10 protein-coding genes are annotated in these 12,861 nt (G+C 60.8%); 3 read left to right on the top strand and 7 right to left on the bottom strand.

What is annotated here, in order from left to right:
• Positions 1-190 precede the first annotated feature (190 nt).
• Positions 191-2,257: an AsmA family protein gene (locus B2J77_RS02440; protein ID WP_078477918.1), complete on the bottom strand. Its 2,067-nt coding sequence runs from the start codon at positions 2,255-2,257 to the stop codon at positions 191-193.
• 339 nt (positions 2,258-2,596) lie between these two features.
• Here B2J77_RS02440 and B2J77_RS02430 point away from each other — a divergent pair, with 339 nt between their 5' ends.
• The 3 genes from B2J77_RS02430 (at position 2,597) to B2J77_RS02420 (ending at position 4,829) form a co-directional block, all read left to right on the top strand.
• Entirely contained in the window at positions 2,597-2,914 is a 318-nt protein-coding gene (locus B2J77_RS02430; protein WP_058638240.1) for a hypothetical protein, read from the top strand.
• A gap of 119 nt (positions 2,915-3,033) precedes the next feature.
• Entirely contained in the window at positions 3,034-3,666 is a 633-nt protein-coding gene (locus tag B2J77_RS02425) for a TetR family transcriptional regulator (RefSeq protein ID WP_058638241.1), read from the top strand.
• Between the two features lie 62 nt (positions 3,667-3,728).
• Positions 3,729-4,829, top strand: coding sequence for an AGE family epimerase/isomerase (locus B2J77_RS02420; RefSeq protein WP_078477916.1), 1,101 nt, complete (start codon positions 3,729-3,731; stop codon positions 4,827-4,829).
• A 1,283-nt stretch (positions 4,830-6,112) separates the two neighbouring features.
• Here the strand turns inward: B2J77_RS02420 and B2J77_RS02415 are convergent.
• The 6 genes from B2J77_RS02415 to B2J77_RS02390 form a co-directional block, all read right to left on the bottom strand.
• Entirely contained in the window at positions 6,113-6,880 is a 768-nt protein-coding gene (locus B2J77_RS02415; RefSeq protein WP_058638002.1) for an SDR family oxidoreductase, read from the bottom strand.
• Positions 6,881-7,525: 645 nt separating this feature from the next.
• Positions 7,526-8,242: an ABC transporter ATP-binding protein gene (locus tag B2J77_RS02410; RefSeq protein WP_058638001.1), complete on the bottom strand. Its 717-nt coding sequence runs from the start codon at positions 8,240-8,242 to the stop codon at positions 7,526-7,528.
• Entirely contained in the window at positions 8,239-9,114 is an 876-nt protein-coding gene (locus tag B2J77_RS02405; protein WP_023532980.1) for an ABC transporter ATP-binding protein, read from the bottom strand. Before B2J77_RS02405 ends, B2J77_RS02410 begins: the two co-directional genes overlap by 4 nt.
• Positions 9,111-10,412, bottom strand: coding sequence for a high-affinity branched-chain amino acid ABC transporter permease LivM (gene livM, locus B2J77_RS02400; protein ID WP_078477915.1), 1,302 nt, complete (start codon positions 10,410-10,412; stop codon positions 9,111-9,113). Before livM ends, B2J77_RS02405 begins: the two co-directional genes overlap by 4 nt.
• A gap of 2 nt (positions 10,413-10,414) precedes the next feature.
• Positions 10,415-11,329: an ABC transporter permease subunit gene (locus tag B2J77_RS02395; RefSeq protein ID WP_023533025.1), complete on the bottom strand. Its 915-nt coding sequence runs from the start codon at positions 11,327-11,329 to the stop codon at positions 10,415-10,417.
• A gap of 157 nt (positions 11,330-11,486) precedes the next feature.
• Positions 11,487-12,623 carry a branched-chain amino acid ABC transporter substrate-binding protein gene (locus B2J77_RS02390; protein WP_078477914.1) on the bottom strand — a complete coding sequence of 379 codons (1,137 nt, stop codon included), beginning with the start codon at positions 12,621-12,623 and terminating at the stop codon, positions 11,487-11,489.
• Positions 12,624-12,861 lie beyond the last annotated feature (238 nt).

The raw sequence follows: 12,861 nt of genomic DNA, 5'->3' as shown, positions 1-12,861 counted from the left end.
CGGCCCATCGCGGCACCAGGCCGCTCCTACCTTGGTTCTGTATTGGCTGAGATAGCGGGGCCTGGACTTTGCAGAAGCAAATGCTCAAGGCCGCCCCGAAGGCTAACCGATTTCTAGGTAGGAGCGCTCTAGTGCCGCGATGGGCTGCGCAGCCGCTCCAAGGTTCAGCTCGCAGGCCCATGCCCCGCCATCACTTGCGGCTTTTGACGGCCGCCGGCGCCTTACCTTCCTTCATCTGCTGCAACAAGGGTGTGCACTGGTTGGGATCATCCCCACTGCTGGGTGCGATCAGCGCCAAGAGACCGGCCGCAGGCCCCGCGACCACCCCAAGGGCAACCATACCGGCGCCGCGCAGTGCCAGCGGTACGGCCTGTACCCCGGCGCTAGGTTTGGCGAAAGCCCCCCGCACATACAGCGGCGAGCGCAGGGAGAACAGCCTCAACCCCTTGGATTCCGGCGTGATCTTCAGGTCCAGGCGCTCGTTGGCGAAGTTGGCGGTGCCGTTGATATAGATGATCGCGTTCTCGGTGTCGAAAATGAACAGGCGCGTACTGGCAAGGCCATTCTTGATACCGACATCGGCTGCGGCGCAGTTGATCTTCACGTCCTCATCACCGAAGAGTTTGTCGACGATGTAGTTGCCCACGTTCAAACCTGCGATTTCCATGAGGCTGCGGCTGATCGCGCCATCGTTGACCAGCATGCGCAGATCGCCATTGGCGCTACCGAGCAGTGCTGCCACGGAGTTGCCGCGACCGGCGATGTCGGCATCCCCATTGAGCTCGCCAAAGCTGCTTTGCATCGGTGCGAAGGTAGGGAACAGTTGCTTGAGCTTGAACCCCCTCGCAGTAAGCCGTGCACGCCCCTGCAACGGAACGTTGCGGCCGTCCAGACGAATGCGTGATGCCAGGTTGCCGCCCGCTACGCCGAACCTCAACGGCTCCAGGCGCAGCAGGCCGTCTTCCAGGATCACGTGGGCCGACAGGTCGTTGAAAGGAAGCTGCTCGCTGTGCACGATGCGCTTGCCGGTGAAGGTGACATCGGCATCCATGGCACGCCAGCGATCGGTACGGAATTCCTCGACCGGCAAGACCTTGTCGGACGGCTGCTTGCTGGCACCACCACGGGCTTTTTGCTCGGCATTGGAGTCAGCGCCGATCAGCGGTGCCAAGTCCTTGAACAGGAGCTGGTTGGAAACGAGCTTGCCCGTGAGCTTGGGCCGAGGCTTGCTGGCGACATACGCCAGGTCACCGTGAATGTCGCTGTCACCGATCTTGCCATTGAACCCTTGGTATTCGAAGGTAGCGCCTTGCTCGGCGTGCAGGTTGGCGTTGAGGTGACCATCGGTGGAATACGCTGGAGTGTCAGGCAATGTCACGCCGGTCAACGGGAACAGATTGCCAAGGCTGGCGCCTGACAGGCGCAGCCGCAGATCGAGCGCACCCAGGTTGAGCGGGTCGGTCAGGGTACCAGCCAATACCACATGGGTATCGGCGATGCGCACATCCGCTTGCAGCGGGAAGGGTTGATCGGACGCTTTGAGTGCCAGCAGGCCGCCAATCTTGCCGGTGCCGGACACGGGCTGATCCTTGTAGCGTCCCTGCGCCTTGAGGCCGAACGCATAGTCCTGTGCAGGCGCCGACTTCTCGGCCGTGGCCTTGCCCACGATGTCGCTGAATGCAATGGGCTTGCCCAGAGGATCGATCTGGACCTTCATGCGAGCCTTGAGCGTCTGGTCGTCAAAGCTGACATTGCCTTGGTCGAAACCGATCGCGCCGATGTCCATCTGCCATTTGGACGGTTCTTCGTTCTCGTCCTTCGGGCCGAAGTCGAAATTCCAGTTGGCCCGGCCGTCCGCCAGGCGCGTCAGGCTGGCAGTCGGCTTGGTCAGGTTGATACGCGGGATGCTGACCTGGTGGAACAACAGCGGCAGCGGCGACAGGCGAAACTCCACGCGCTCCAGTGCAACCATCTGCGGCTCTTTGAGCCAGTCCGGGTTGCCCAGGGTAAGATCTTCAGCCGTGAAATGCGGCCAGGGTATCCACGCCCGCCAACTGCCTTCTTCAGGCTCGGTGCGCCAGTGCACTGCAAGGTTGCCATTGATGGCGAAGGGCCGATGCAAGGCCTCGGACACCTTTTCGTTGAGCAGGGGCTTGACGCGGTTCCAGTCGAAGGTGGCAATCACCACGACCAGGATTGCCAGCACGGTCAGCAGTGTGGTCAGGGTCCAGAGGATGATTCTGGCGGGGCGCGTCATTGCGTGAGTCTCCATGCGGCAAGGCGAAAACAAGCGTAGCGGTGAGGGGTCATGTATCTGGGACTGATGAAAGGCGTGAGGGTTTTATCTCAGGGGGAGGATAGCCAAGAATTTCCCGTGCCTGGGTGCGCCTGGCGCGTCCGGTTCGCTTGGTGCATCCCGTGCGCACCCATGCCATCAAGCCACCTGCGACCCTGCCAGGGCTCTGAATAGAGCCTTTGGCGGCTGATATCAATGAGGTCGATTTTTACCATTACCCGGATGAACTTCTCTGTGCCGGTGCGCGGCGTAGCATTGGCTACACACCCACTTTCCAGCCCCGCAGAGGAGCACTGAATCATGAAACGCCACCTGTTGACCCTCACCCTTTCCCTGCTTGCAGCCAATGCGTTCGCCCTGCCAGGTGCCGAGCAGCACCTGACCGCCGAATCACGTTCGAGCGCTGTTCAAAACATCCAACCGCTTGAAACACTTGCCGAAGGCGGTTCAGACCGGTTGATCGAGCGTAGCGCCCGTGTTGCCGAAGGCGGCTCCGATCGCCTGATCGAGCGTAGCGCCCGTGTTGCCGAAGGTGGCTCCGATCGCCTGATCGAGCGCAGCGGCCGTGTTGCCGAAGGCGGTGCAGATCGCTTGTCGCAAACGGCACGGGTGAGCTGACCTTATGCAAGACGCACCGCGCTGTCGTCTGCCTGACCTACCCCTTCGAGCCCGGTCCATTGACCGGGCTTCGTTTTTTTAACTAGAGTGCCCAGCCACCCTCTATAGAAACCTGCATCATGTTGCCGCGTGCCGAACAGAAGCTACAGACCCGCCAGGCCCTGCTCGACGCCGCCTGCCTGCTCATGGAGAGTGGTCGCGGTTTTGGCAGCATCAGCCTGCGCGAAGTGGCCAAGGCGGCCGGCATCGTGCCCACCGGCTTCTACCGACATTTCCCGGACATGGATGCACTGGGCCTGGCACTGGTCAGCGAGGTGGACGATACCTTCCGCCAGACCATCCGGCTGGTGCGACACAACGAGTTCGAGCTGGGCGGTATCACGGATGCGTCGGTCCGTATATTCCTCGACGTGGTCGCTGCCCACCGTGCCCAGTTTCTGTTCCTGGCGCGTGAGCAGTACGGAGGGTCGCAGCCCGTGCGCCAGGCCATCGCCCAACTGCGTGAAAACATCACCGCTGACCTGGCCACCGACCTGGGCCGGATGCAGCGTTGGCAGCACCTGGACAATGCTGCGCTTACCGTCATGGCGGACCTGGTGGTCAAGACCGTGTTCGCCACCTTGCCCGAATTGATCGACAGGCCAGAAAGGGGTGAACCCCAGGCGTTGACCCCTCAGGAAAAGATCACCCAGCAACTGCGCTTCATCTTCGTCGGTGCGCGGCATTGGCAAGGCCTTGGCAACCCGGGCTGACGGGCTCGGCAAACCCGACTTCTGCTACCATGGCGCCCTGCCCGACAGCGACGAGCGCCAAGATGTCCAACCCCCGCCCCACCCTGCCCGAACTGACCCGCTTCAATCAGCACTTTGCCACGTGCATCGTGCCCCTATGGCAGGGGCCAGGCTGGAACACCGAACTGGCACTGCCCTACGAAGCGCTCGACGCCGAACATCAGCCGCTGCCTGTGCAGCGCTATCGGGCCATGGCGTGCGCACGCCAGTTGTACCTGTTCAGCAGCCGCATCGATCAACCGGGTGCGGCCGAACGCGCCGCGGCATTGTTCCGCTCCTTGCAAAAGCACTTCCATGACCCCGAGCACGGTGGCTGGTTCTACAGCATCGACGCCCAGGGCAAGCCGCTGGACCGGCGCAAGGACCTCTATACCCACGCGTTCATCGTCTTCGCCTGCGCGCACTATTGGGGCCAGGTCCGCGACAACCTGGTGGTCTCCGCCCTGGCTGCTGCGCTGGACGTCATCGAGCATCGCTTTGCCCGGGATGATGGCTTGTACGAGGCCAGCCTGGGTGAAGACTGGGGCAACCTGGGCAGTGGCGCGCTGCAGAACCCGCAGATGCATTTGGCGGAAGCCTTCCTGCAGGTGTTGGCCGTGCGTGATGACCAGGCTGTGCAGCAGTCACTTTTGCAGTTATGCACCGCGATGCAGGCCCACTTCATCGAGCCTGCCCACGGCCTGATGCTGGAAAAGCCCAGGGGCACTGTGGATAACTGGTTCGAGCCGGGTCATCAGTTCGAGTGGTTCTATTTGCTGCACACCTCGCCGCTGCTGCGTGGGACGGCGTTGCATGCTTCCATTGAGCGGGGGTTCGCCTTTGCCGAGCGCCATGGCGTGAAAAACATGGCGGTACTGGCGATGCTGGATGTGCAAGGGCACGTGCTGGATGCGACCCAGCGTATCTGGGCACAGGCCGAATACGCCAGGGCCTTGGCATTGCGCCCTGACGCAGACGTGAAGCTGCCCCAGCTGTTGCAGGCCCTGCAGGGGCGGTTCTTGCGGCAGGCGGGATGGTATGAGTGCCGGGATGGGCAGGGCGATGTCAGCCGGCATGATATGCCGTCGACTACGCCTTATCATCTGGCTACCTGTCTGGAAGGGTTGAAGCGATTGGGTGGGTGAAGGCGGACGCTGCTAGCGTTGTTACCGTAATGCGTGGTTAGGCCTAGATTCTGGAGCCGTCCAGCGCGCTGAGAAGCTTGCGCCATTGAAATACGTTCAATGGCGAGCGTTGTCAGGACTGCTACAGTATCGAGTGCCTGATTTACTGGCGTAGTTATATTCACATTGCTACTACTCTTGTAACAGCAACAGCATATGTAAATACAAAATCCTTGTTACGCCTGTACATTCTTTGAAGACGACTCAATTACCGTGTGGGAGCGGCCTTGTGCCGCGATGGGCCGCGCAGCGGCCCCAAAACTTGAGCAATATCGCTATGACTGGGGCCGCTGCGCGGCCCATCGCGGCACAAAGCCGCTCCTACACGGGATATATATCGCGGCAAGTTTAGAAGTTATCACTCCTACTATAGACACTGTTGCTGTGGCTGTGGCTGTGGCTTTTGATCTTGCTTTTGATCTTCGCGACTTCAGAAGGCCGAACGCAGGGCTTGCGGAGGGAGGTGACAGGCATGGATGCCTGTCAAGCGCTGGGCCCCAGGATGGGGCCTGCAGCGCGGTCCTCCCGGGAGCAAGACCGGAGTGAGGGAACCCCGAAGCGCAGCGTAGGGGCCGTATGAATGGAGCGCAGCGTTTTTTGGTTACTTTTTGTCGCGTTTGACAAAAAGTGACTCGCCGTAATGGCGAAAAGGTGAATAAGCGTCGCCATCGCAAATGGACTATGCTCTCTTTCAATACCCACGCCAAAGCAATCCAAACTTGAAACTTGAAACTTGAAACTTGAAACTTGAAACTTGAAACTTGAAACTTGAAACTTGAAACTTGAAACTTGAAACTTGAAAGCGTGGGCGCGCACAGCAAGTTGGTATTCATTGGCGCGGGTGGCGCACAGTCACCTTTCCGCCCTTACGGCGGCTCACTTTTTGTCTTGTCAAAAAGTGAGCAAAAACCGCTTGCTCCTGTCATCCGGCCCCTGCGCTGCGCTTCGGGGTCCCCTCGCTCCGGGCTCGCTCCCGGGAGGACCGCGCTGCAGGCCCCATCCTGGGGCCCAGCGCTTGACGGGCATCCATGCCCGTCACCTCCCTCCGCAAGCCCTGCGCTCGGCCTCCTGAAGTCGCGATCTGAGGCGCCTGAACTACCGCGCGCTTAGAAGCAAAAGCAACGGCAACGGCAACGACAACGACGACGGCCATTCAGGTTCGCGAACAGCACGTCCGAATACGGCAGGGTTGCGCGGGGAACTCGCCAGTTGACGAGATCATTCCCACCGAGAAAGACACCAAATTACCCCTTCGCCGAGCGATCAATGGAGAACCCAGCCCAGTCCTGGCTTACCGGCATCAGTTCCAGGCTGTTGATGTTGATATGCGCCGGCTGGTTGAGGATCCAGAAGATGGTCTCGGCAATGTCCTGTGGCTGAATCGGCTCGGCACCCGCGTAGGTAGCATCGTACTTGGCCTGGTCACCGCCAAAACGCACCAACGAGAACTCGCTCTCGCACAAGCCAGGCTCGATGTTGCTCACCCGCACGCCAGTGCCGCGCAAGTCGCACCGCAAGCTCAACGAGAACTGGCCGACAAACGCCTTGGTACCGCCATAGACGTTGCTGCCCGGATAGGGATAATTACCCGCCACCGACCCCACGTTCAGGATGGACGCCCCCCGCCCGTGGGCAATCAAGCGCGGCAGCAGCAAGCGCGTGGTGTAGATCAGCCCCTTGATGTTGGTGTCGACCATGGTTTCCCAGTCGTCGAGGCTGCAATTCTGTGCCGCGTCCACCCCCAGCGCCAACCCGGCGTTGTTGACCAGCCCGCGAAGCGTGTCGAAACCCGCTGGCAAGTTGGCGATGGCCTGTTCCATCGCCTGGCGATCACGCACATCCAGCACCAGGCCATGGACTTCGGTTTGCGCTGACAATTCGGCACACAAGGCATCCAGGCGGTCCTTGCGGCGCCCAGTGAGCACCAGCTTCCAGCCCGCCTCGGCAAACCGGCGGGCAGTGGCCTCGCCAAAGCCGGACGTGGCGCCTGTGATGAAGACGGTCGAAGTCATGCAGTGTTCCTCACGTAAGAGATCCTGGGTTAACCCGAAGCATGCCCGTGCTCGATGCGCCGGGCAAGTCGCCATACGCACTGATCGTTTTTTGACCACACCGCTGAAGGCCGCGTATGCACTGGGCTGCAGCCACCTATGCGCACCTTATCCACAAGCCTTTCCCCGCCAATTGGGGGCAACTGCCGCACCCGGCGGAACCCTTTCAGCGAACCACGGTCTCGTCTGACTTTTTCACTAGGGCCAGATCCTTGGCCACATGCTGCTTCCAGACGTCTGTCCAATGCTTTTCCACAATTTTATCCACAGACATCTGACCTTATGACATCACACTTAAAAAGTACTAGTCAGATAGGCATAGCACCACCCAGCACGCCCATGGTCAAAAAATGATCAAATCTATGAAAGCCTTTGATTCAATGGCCTGCAGAAAGATGCCACCATGTTTTCCACAGGCACCTCCACACGAATGGTGGACTAAATCAAGTTGTGGGTAACCGAGGGCGGCCTGTCGCCTCGCGCCTGTGCATAAGCCCGAGGTCATGGCAGTTGTCCACATGAGGACTGGCCTGTTGAGACGTGCAGGAAGATGCTTTCGAGCGCTGACCAGCCCCGATTGGCTCAAGGCTGGACGACCATCAGGGCTCAGTGCCCGCCCAGATAAGCACTGCGCACCTCTTCATTGACCAACAACTCCTGGCCCGTACCCGTCATGCGTATCTGCCCGTTGACCATCACGTAAGCCCGGTCGGACAGCTTCAACGCATGGTTGGCGTTCTGCTCGACCAGGAAGATGGTCATGCCCGTCTTGGCCAGCTCGCGCAGGGTGGCGAAAATCTGCTTGACGACGATGGGCGCCAGCCCGAGCGAAGGCTCATCCAGAAGCAGCAGTCGAGGCCGGCTCATCAGGGCGCGGGCGATGGCCAGCATCTGCTGCTCACCCCCCGACATGGTCATGGCGCGCTGGTTGCGTCGCTCCTTGAGGCGTGGAAACAATGCATACATCCGCTGCATGTCCTCGTCAGCATGCTTGTCGCCGATGGGGATGGTGCCCATCATCAGGTTTTCTTCGACACTCATGTCCGGGAACACCCGCCGCCCTTCCGGCGATTGAGCGATGCCATTGGCGGCGATGTAGTGCGAGGACTTGCGGGTGATGTCGGTGCCCCGGTAGAGGATCTGACCGGAAGCGGCGCGAGGTTGCCCGAAAATGGACATCAACAAGGTGGACTTGCCCGCCCCGTTGGCACCGATCAGGCTGACCGTCTCACCTTCGTCGATGTGCATGGACACCTGCTTCAGGGCCTGGATGGGGCCGTAGAATACATCCAGGTCCTTCAATTCCAGAATGGGTGCAGTCATATCAGCTCCTCTTCGTCGGCACCCAGATAGGCAGCGATCACTGTCGGGTTGTTGCGGATATCCTGGGGCGCGCCCTCGGCGATCACGTTGCCGTGGTCCAGTACGACGATGTGGTCGGAAATGCTCATGACCATGCCCATGTCATGCTCGATCAGCACCACGGTGATGTCATGCTCGTCACGCAGGACCCGCACCATGCGGCTCAACGCTTCGGTTTCCTGAGGGTTCAGGCCCGCGGCAGGTTCGTCCAGGCAGATCACCTTCGGGCGGGTGCACATGGCACGGGCGATTTCCAGGCGTCGCTGCTGGCCGTAGGACAGTTCGCCGGCCAAGCGGTTGGCGCAGTCGACCAGGTCCACCACCTCCAGCCAATAGAACGCATGGTCAAGCGCGTCGCTCTCGGCCTTGCGATACCCCTTGGTGTTGAGCACGCCAGCCAACAGGTTGCGGTTGACCCACATGTGCTGGGCCACCAGCAGGTTCTCGACGACGGACATTTCCTTGAACAATCGGATGTTCTGGAACGTCCGGGCCAGGCCGGCCCGGTTGACCAGGTGGGTGCCGCCAAACATCTTGTAGTACAGCCGGCTGGCGAACCGTGATGGCGAGACGAAGTCCGCCGCCTGGAAGCGTTCGCCCAGCAATTGGATGACGTTGGTATGGCTACCCCGCGCGTTGAGCTCGATCCGCCCGCCGCTGGGCTTGTAGAAGCCGGTCAGGCAGTTGAACACCGTGGTCTTGCCTGCGCCGTTGGGGCCGATCAGGGCGAAGATTTGGTTGCGCCTGACTTTCAGGCTCACATCGCTGAGCGCCTTGATGCCACCGAACTGCATCATCAGGTGGTCTACCGAGAGAATGATGTCGTCGCTCATGGCGCCACTCCTTTACGCGGGGTCACACCGGACCGGCTGATGCGGATCAGCCCGCGCGGTCGCCAGATCATCATCAGCACCATTAGCACGCCAAACAGCAGCACCCGGTACTCGGAGAAGCTGCGCAGCAGTTCTGGCGCAACAGTGAGCACGAACGCGGCAATCACCACGCCGACGGTCGAACCCATGCCGCCCAGTACCACGATGGCCAGGATCAGCGCTGACTCGAAGAAGGTGAACGAGGACGGGTTGACGAAGCCTTGGTAGGTGGCGAAAAACACCCCCGCCAGCCCCGCCGTCGAGGCGCCCAGGGTGAACGCCGAGAGCTTGACCAGCACATGGTTGAGCCCCATGGAACGGCAGGCAATCTCGTCTTCGCGCAGGGCCTCCCAGGCGCGACCTACCGGCATGCGCGTCAGCCGGTGCTTGATGTACAGCACGGCCAGCACCACCAGGAACAGTACCGCGTAGATGAACACGAACTTGAGGTTGGGGTTGTAATCGATACCCATGAACTCGTGGATAGGCACGCCCCCGTCCTTGGCCCGCCGCCCGAACTCCAGGCCGAGGAACGTCGGCGCCGGGGCCGGCATGCCGTTGGGGCCGCCAGTGAACGACAGCCAGTTGTTGAGCACCAGGCGAATGATTTCGCCAAAGCCCAAGGTAACGATGGCCAGGTAATCGCCGTGCATGCGCAACACCGGAAAGCCCAGGATGCACCCGGCCAGGGCCGCGGCAATGGCCGCCAAGGGCAGCACGCTCCAGAAGCCAAGCCCCAGGTACTGGTAGCCCAGCGCCAGGCCATAGGCACCGATGGCATAGAACGCGACATAGCCCAGGTCCAGCAGCCCGGCCAGGCCAACCACGATATTCAGGCCAAGACCCAGCAGCACGTAAATCAGCCCAAGGATCACCACCGTCAGCAAGTACTTGTTGGCAAAGATCGGGAAGATGATGGCGATCACGATGAGCGCAGGAATGATGTAGCGCAGCCGCGACTTGTAATCTGGCGGGTTCACATGCACGCCCGAGCCGCCATTGTCGAAGCCTTGCAGCATGCGCCGGCCGGCAGCGGTTTGCAGGTAGAGGCTGAGCAGGAAGCGCCCAAGCATCACACCGCCGACCAGCCACGCCACACGCCGCGGTTCGGCGTTGAAGCTGTAGCCGTCGAGCACCACACCGACGACCGGGCCGAACACGATGAGCGCCAGCAGCCCTGCCACCAGGGTTTCCACTACGCTGCGCTTGAGATCGAAGCCTGTCTTTTGGGGAACGGATACGGATTTGGCAATGGACATGGTCACACCTTAGCCACGAGTGGGCGACCCAGCAGGCCTTGGGGGCGGAAGATAAGGATCAGCACCAGCAGCGAGAAACTGAATACGTCCTTGTAGTCCGAGTTGATCAGCCCGGAGAACAGCGATTCGGAGATGCCCAGGATGATGCCGCCAAGCATAGCGCCAGGCAGCGAGCCAATACCGCCGAGCACTGCGGCAGTGAAGGCCTTGATGCCGATGATGAAACCGGCATAGAAATCGAAGGTGCCATAGTTCATGGTGATCAGTACGCCGGCCAGCGCCGCCATCACGGCACCGATGACGAACACGTAGGAAATCACCCGGTCGGTGTTGATGCCCAGGATCGACGCCATCTTGCGGTCCTGCTGAGTGGCCCGGCACATGCGCCCCAGCTTGGTGTACTTGATCACATAGGTCAGCAGGCCCATGCCAACGAAGGCCGCCACCAGAATGAAGATCTTGGTGTAGGTCAGTTGCACGAAGCCGCTGCCCACCTCGACGCGCCAGGCGCCTTCAAGCAGGGTTGGTACCCCCTGTTGCCGCGCACCTTGGCTGATTTGCGCGTAGTTCTGCAGGATCAGGGAAATGCCGATGGCACTGATGAGCGGCGCCAGGCGGGTGGAGTTGCGCAAGGGTTTGTAAGCGATGCGCTCGATGGTGAAGCCGTATACCCCGGTCACCACGATGGTGAACAACAAGGTGCCCAACATCAGCAGAGGGAAGGACTCGACGCCGAAATAGGCCAGCAATGCCAGGCTGATCGCCGCCAGGTAGGCGGAAATCATGTACACCTCGCCGTGCGCGAAGTTGATCATGCCGATGATGCCATAGACCATTGTGTAGCCGATGGCGATCAGGCCGTAGACCGACCCGAGGGTCAGGCCGTTGACCAGTTGCTGCAGGAAAATACCATCCATAACGCAATCTCACCTGATCGAGATCGCACCGGTGCTGCCCACGCAGGGCTCGGTACCAGGCAGCCATGGCGCTGCAGCACTGTGCTGATCTTCGGATAAAGACGGGTACCGCAGGGCCGGGCACTAGGGCTCGCGCCCCAGGGCCCTGGAGCCGTTGTTATTGTTGTTTTTCCAGCTGGTGGTACTTGCCGTCCTTGTCCCACTGGTAGACCACATAGTCCGACACCGTCAGGTCACCCTTGCTGTCCCACTTCTTCTCGCCCATCACCGTCTGCACAGGATTGGCCTTCAACCACTTGGCCGCTTCTTCGCCCTTGTTGGACTTGGCGCCGTTGAACGCGGCAGCCAGTGCCTGCAAAGAGGCGTAGGCGTAGAGGGTGTAGCCTTCAGGCTCGGTGCCGCCTTTACGGAATTCCTCGACCACCGCCTTGCTGTCGGGCAGTTGACGCGGGTCGGCGCCGAAGGTCATGTAGACGCCATCGACGTACTGCGCCCCGCCTGCCGTGGACACCAGTTCGTCGGTGACGATGCCGTCATCGGACATGAACCTCACGTCCTTGAGCCCTTGCTCGCGCAGCTGGCGTACCAGGGGGCCGGCCTCAGGGTGCAGGCCACCGAAATAGACCACGTCGGCGCCGGTGGAGCGGATCTTGGTCACAATGGCGCTGAAGTCTTTCTCGCCGCGGGTCAGGCCCTCGTACAGCACAGGCTTGACGCCGCGTTTTTCCAGCTGTGCCTTGGTCGCGTCGGCCAGCCCCTGGCCGTAGGTGTCCTTGTCGTGCAACACCGCTACTTTCTGGCCCTTGAGTACATCGACGATATAGTTGCCGGCGACGACGCCCTGCTGGTCGTCACGCCCACACATGCGGAACATGGCCGACAGCCCGCGCTCGGTGACCTGCGGGTTGGTCGAGCCGGGCGTGATGGCAATGACGCCTGCTTCGTCGTACACCTCGGATGCCGGGATGGTATTGGAGGAGCAGAAATGCCCTACCACGCCAATGACCTTGTCCTGATCCACCAGCCGGTTCGCTACAGACACGGCCTGCTTGGGTTCGCACGCGTCGTCGCCTTTGACCAGCACGATCTTCTCGCCATTGACTCCTCCGGCTGCGTTGATCTTGTCGGCCGCTGCCTGCGCACCTTTCATGTATTGCTCGCCAAACGCTGCGTTGGCACCGGTCATCGGGCCTGCAACACCGATCTTGACGTCGGCCTGTACATACGAAGAAACACCCATGGCCGTGGCAACGGCCAGGGCGAGGAAACCTTTCCTGTAAAACGTCTGCGACATGAGGTGGTGCTCCTAGAGTTTTTTTGATTGGCACTACAACGACTCAGCCCTGTGCTCTGAGCAAGGGCCGTGCCATTAGATTCGCATCATCTCCAAACACCATCGTGCGTAGGGTGGCGGGCCGGCGTTGGCCGTTTCTTTATTGAGCGTGCAACCGTCTATTCCACCTCAGGTGACACCGATTATCGCGGCGCAGGGCAACCGTAACGGCAGGGCGTTGCAACTGGTGCACGGGCCG

Origin of the sequence: Pseudomonas parafulva (genome assembly GCF_002021815.1) — a bacterium.
In the GTDB taxonomy this organism is placed as follows: Bacteria; Pseudomonadota; Gammaproteobacteria; order Pseudomonadales; family Pseudomonadaceae; genus Aquipseudomonas; species Aquipseudomonas parafulva_B.
This window is presented reverse-complemented; position numbering and strand designations above follow the sequence as displayed.

Bases quoted from the DNA above. Each gene is read 5' to 3' on its own strand.
- B2J77_RS02440 (WP_078477918.1), bottom strand. From the start codon at position 2,257: ATGACGCGCCCCGCCAGAATCATCCTCTGGACCCTGACCACACTGCTG.
- B2J77_RS02430 (WP_058638240.1), top strand. From the start codon at position 2,597: ATGAAACGCCACCTGTTGACCCTCACCCTTTCCCTGCTTGCAGCCAAT.
- B2J77_RS02425 (WP_058638241.1), top strand. From the start codon at position 3,034: ATGTTGCCGCGTGCCGAACAGAAGCTACAGACCCGCCAGGCCCTGCTC.
- B2J77_RS02420 (WP_078477916.1), top strand. From the start codon at position 3,729: ATGTCCAACCCCCGCCCCACCCTGCCCGAACTGACCCGCTTCAATCAG.
- B2J77_RS02415 (WP_058638002.1), bottom strand. From the start codon at position 6,880: ATGACTTCGACCGTCTTCATCACAGGCGCCACGTCCGGCTTTGGCGAG.
- B2J77_RS02410 (WP_058638001.1), bottom strand. From the start codon at position 8,242: ATGACTGCACCCATTCTGGAATTGAAGGACCTGGATGTATTCTACGGC.
- B2J77_RS02405 (WP_023532980.1), bottom strand. From the start codon at position 9,114: ATGAGCGACGACATCATTCTCTCGGTAGACCACCTGATGATGCAGTTC.
- livM (WP_078477915.1), bottom strand. From the start codon at position 10,412: ATGTCCATTGCCAAATCCGTATCCGTTCCCCAAAAGACAGGCTTCGAT.
- B2J77_RS02395 (WP_023533025.1), bottom strand. From the start codon at position 11,329: ATGGATGGTATTTTCCTGCAGCAACTGGTCAACGGCCTGACCCTCGGG.
- B2J77_RS02390 (WP_078477914.1), bottom strand. From the start codon at position 12,623: ATGTCGCAGACGTTTTACAGGAAAGGTTTCCTCGCCCTGGCCGTTGCC.